This is a genomic window from Nguyenibacter vanlangensis (genome assembly GCF_013376155.1).
GTDB lineage: Bacteria > Pseudomonadota > Alphaproteobacteria > Acetobacterales > Acetobacteraceae > Gluconacetobacter > Gluconacetobacter vanlangensis.
Window position 1 is genome coordinate 1 of sequence record NZ_JABXXP010000432.1, and the last position, 2,455, is coordinate 2,455.

Below are 2,455 nucleotides of genomic sequence, written 5' to 3' on the forward strand. Positions count from 1 at the left end.
GCCGCGCTCGCGCTCGGCCTCGGGCAGGTCGGGGGCGTGGCGCAGAGCCGGCACGGCCTTGAGGCGCGAGACGGTGTGGACCAGTTCCAGCACGTCGCCCAGCATGACGCCGAGATCGGCGCCGCGGGCATGGGCCTCGTCCGTGATGGCGAGCGCCTGATCGGGGCGGCCGGCCAGCACGGCCTCGAGCAGGTCGAAGACGCGGCCGCGATCGGCCAGGCCCAGCATGTCGGCCACGCGTTCGGCACCGACGACGCCCTTCGCTTCCGCACCCTGGGCGTCATGACCTTGGGCATCATGACCTTGAGTGTCGGCACCTTGGGCGATGGCCTGGTCCAGCAGGGACAGCCCGTCGCGCACCGAGCCGTCGGCGGCGCGGGCGATCAGGGCCAGCGCGTCGGGCGTGCACACGACGCCCTCGGCGCGGGCGATCCGGTCGAAATGCGCGGCCAGGTCGGATTGCGGCACACGGCGCAGATCGAATCGCTGGCAGCGCGACAGGACCGTGACCGGGACCTTGCGCAGCTCGGTCGTGGCGAAGACGAAGGTCACCTGGGGCGGCGGTTCCTCGAGCGTCTTGAGCAGCGCGTTGAACGCGTTGCGCGAGAGCATGTGGACTTCGTCGATGATGAAGACCTTCATGCGCCCCTGCATCGGGCGGAAGCGCGTGGCCTCGATGATCTCGCGCACGTCGTCGACGCCGGTGCGCGAGGCCGCATCCATCTCCAGCACGTCGGGGTGACGGTCGGCCAGGATGGCGACGCAGTTGGCGCACACGCCGCACGGATCGGCCGTGGGGCCGCCGGTGCCGTCGGGCCCGACGCAGTTCAGCGCGCGGGCGATGATGCGGGCCGTGGTCGTCTTGCCCACCCCGCGCACGCCCGTCAGCATGAAGGCATGCGCGACGCGCCCCAGCGCGAAGGCGTTGCGCAGGATCCGGACGGTGGAATCCTGGCCGATCAGGTCGTCAAGCGTGGTGGGGCGGTATTTGCGGGCCAGCACGCGATACGGGGCGGCGGCCGGCGGCGGCGCGGGGGACGCGGGCATGTCGCCGAACAGGCCGGGACCGTCGTCGGGAGGCGCGGGAAGATCCGAATCCTCGGAATTGTCATGATCCGAAGAAACGGTCATTACGGGTTCCGAACTGAGCGTGACACCCGCACCGGGGCGGCGCGACGGGCGATGGCGGCGAAGGCAGGCTTGCCGGGGTGGGAGACCGGACTGATGACCCGGACGAAACTCACTGCGGCTGCTTCCTTCCGGACCTGACCGGGTTGGCAAGGCGTCCGTCCATCGCCGATCTCCCGGCGCCTTCTTAACACGCAACCGGGTGTAGGGCACAAGAGGGAGAGGCGACGAAGAGGCAGGCCATGATGATGACCCCGTACAGGCCCGGCCGGAAGGGTGGAAATTTCTATTCCGGCAGTCCGGTGGACCGGGGGGCGCAGGATCGCGGCGACGCGGCGCGCATCGCGTTCTACCTGATGGGGGGGGAAACGCTGTTCGTGCCGTATTGGCGCGGCCGGCACCTGATCATCCAGGACGGCACCGAATCGGCGCGGATCGAGCTGCCGACGCGGCGCGCCACGATGATGACGCCGGAATTCCTGGAACAGGCGAACTGGGTCTTTCTGGGCTATCTGGACGAGCGGCCGCTGTTCATGCTGGACCTGAGCCTGCTGGACCATCCGGAGCTGATGTTTCCCAGGGCGCGCGGCACGTTTCGCGAATTGCGGCCGATCGCCGGCCTGCTGCCCGCCGACGAGGCCGCCATCCTGGCTCAGGCGCGGGGCATGGCGCATTGGCGCGCCCACAGCCAGTTCTGCGGCAATTGCGGCGCGCCGAACCAGGCGGACCAGGCCGGGCACCGCCTGGTCTGCACCGCCGACCCGACGCACCTGCATTTTCCGCGCACCGACCCGGTGGTGATCATGCTGGTGCATTGGCAGGACCGGGTGCTGCTGGCGCGGGGCACGCGATTCGGCCCCGAAAGCCGCACCCTGTCGGCGCTGGCCGGATTCGTCGAGCCGGGGGAAACCCCCGAGGAGGCGGTGGCGCGCGAGGTGCTGGAGGAAACCGGGGTGCTGGTCGGCAGCATCCGCTACCATTCCGCGCAGCCCTGGCCCTATCCCGGCGCGCTGATGCTGGCCTTTACCGCGATCGCGCAGGGCGACGCGCTGCGGCTGGACCGCGAGGAGATCGCCGAGGCGCGGTGGCTGGGGCGCGACGAGGTGCGCAATCACGCGGCGCTGGGCTTTACCCTGCCCTCGCCCACCACCATCGCCCGGCGGATGATCGACGACTGGCTGGGCGACGGGCCCGGGTGAGAGGGGACCGGACGCGCCGGCCCCCATCATCATTCACCGACCATCATTCGCCGACCGTCATTCACCGACTGCGGCGCCGCCGGGATGGCGGCGGTCGAACCCGCCGTAATAGCGGCCGTCGCCCGGCT

At 70.5% G+C, this 2,455-nt stretch carries 2 protein-coding genes and 1 other RNA gene; 1 reads left to right on the plus strand and 2 read right to left on the minus strand.

Translation table 11 applies throughout. The features are described 5' to 3' along the window. Both dnaX and ffs read right to left on the minus strand, forming a co-directional pair. Positions 1-1,131 (minus strand): DNA polymerase III subunit gamma/tau (gene dnaX, locus HUK84_RS14920; protein ID WP_176640988.1); only part of this gene is annotated, 1,131 nt, incomplete at its 3' end. 77 nt (positions 1,132-1,208) lie between these two features. Further along, an RNA gene (ffs, locus tag HUK84_RS14925) (signal recognition particle sRNA small type) lies at positions 1,209-1,305 on the minus strand. Positions 1,306-1,370: 65 nt separating this feature from the next. Here ffs and nudC point away from each other — a divergent pair. Continuing rightward, on the plus strand, positions 1,371-2,327 hold the full coding sequence (nudC, locus tag HUK84_RS14930) for an NAD(+) diphosphatase (RefSeq protein ID WP_176640989.1): 957 nt from the start codon (positions 1,371-1,373) through the stop codon (positions 2,325-2,327). The last annotated feature ends 128 nt before the right edge of the window (positions 2,328-2,455 follow it).